Raw genomic sequence first — 1,169 nt, forward strand, 5'->3', positions numbered from 1 at the left:
GACACCACGCTTGAGCATCAACTCCTCAACCTCCCGGAAGCTGAGCGGGAAACGGAAGTACAGCCACACGCAGTGCGAGATGACCTCCACCGGATGCTGGTGGTTCTTGTACGACGGCGACACAACCGACACCAGCACACTCCTCCCAGCACAGACAACCCGAAGATCACCCCGCGCCGCGACCGACAACGTGACAACACCGCCTGATCACAGTGCCCGAGCAAAAAATACTCAGGGAGTAGATGGCGTGCTCGGCTTTACTGGCAAGCAAGCGCCCCTTGCGGGTAGTTCAATCCCAGCGGTGGAGGACCGATGAACATCTATCACAAGCTATTTCCTATGGAAAGCGAACTCGCCTACCCGGTGCAGTCCGACGAGGGCGGCCCGGTCGATGCCCACCACAACGAGACCGTCGTGGACGAGGGCAGCCCGGTCGGTGCCCACCACAACGAGATCGCCGTGATCGACTGAGTGCGATATGCCGGTTTGGTGTCAGTGGGTCCATGGCAGTATCGCCTGGTCAGGATCGGCATGTCCTTGCAGGCTTTTGGTCTAGGGCGATAGGTGGGCGCTGACACGAGGCGGCGCTTTGTGTTCTGGCGACTGACACGATCCGGTACATCCCCAGGCGGCTCACTGTCATGAAGGCAGTACATCGCACGGTCCGGATGCCGGTCCTGATCAGCGAAAACAGTAGGCGACCGCTCCGGCGCGCCCAGAACCGCGACCAGAGGCGCGACCTGTGCCCGGTGCGGCCCAACGCCCGCATGTCCGCTCTCCGGCCGGCCCGTACGCAGGCCACCCGCGCCACACGTACACGCGAGGTGTACCGCGTGTACCAGGGTGGCGTAGCGCGTGTCCTTGGCGGAGTGAGGGGCGGTGGGCCGGGTGACGCGTGCACTGGTTCGGGCGCCCCGGCTGGACCGGTCCGGTCCATGGCCCCGATCCCGCACAGGGGATTCGGGGCCACCCCAGCCGATCTTGGCTCAGTGAGCTTCTTCAGAACGGCCACCGATCGGGTGTCGGCTGCGTCTGCAAGAGCCAAGTGCTGCTGCAGGTCAGAGAGCAGTCAACCTCAGTGGTCGTTGAGTCCGACTTCTCTGTGTTCGTGATCGCTCGATCGTGGTACTGATCGCTGTCGGGGCTGCTTGATGGGCATGTCCATGTTG

General features: G+C 63.2%; 1 protein-coding gene and 1 pseudogene. One reads left to right on the plus strand and one right to left on the minus strand.

The window, feature by feature from the left end; all coding sequences use genetic code 11:
• Positions 1 to 132, minus strand: a pseudogene (locus ACFWUY_RS41835) (IS6 family transposase); the annotation flags it as partial.
• Positions 133 to 312: 180 nt separating this feature from the next.
• Here ACFWUY_RS41835 and ACFWUY_RS41840 point away from each other — a divergent pair.
• Positions 313 to 471 (plus strand): hypothetical protein, encoded by a 159-nt coding sequence (locus ACFWUY_RS41840; RefSeq protein ID WP_384122377.1) that lies wholly within the window; start codon positions 313 to 315, stop codon positions 469 to 471.
• Positions 472 to 1,169: the final 698 nt, after the last annotated feature.

Source organism: Streptomyces sp. NPDC058664 (assembly GCF_042716635.1).
GTDB lineage: Bacteria > Actinomycetota > Actinomycetes > Streptomycetales > Streptomycetaceae > Streptomyces.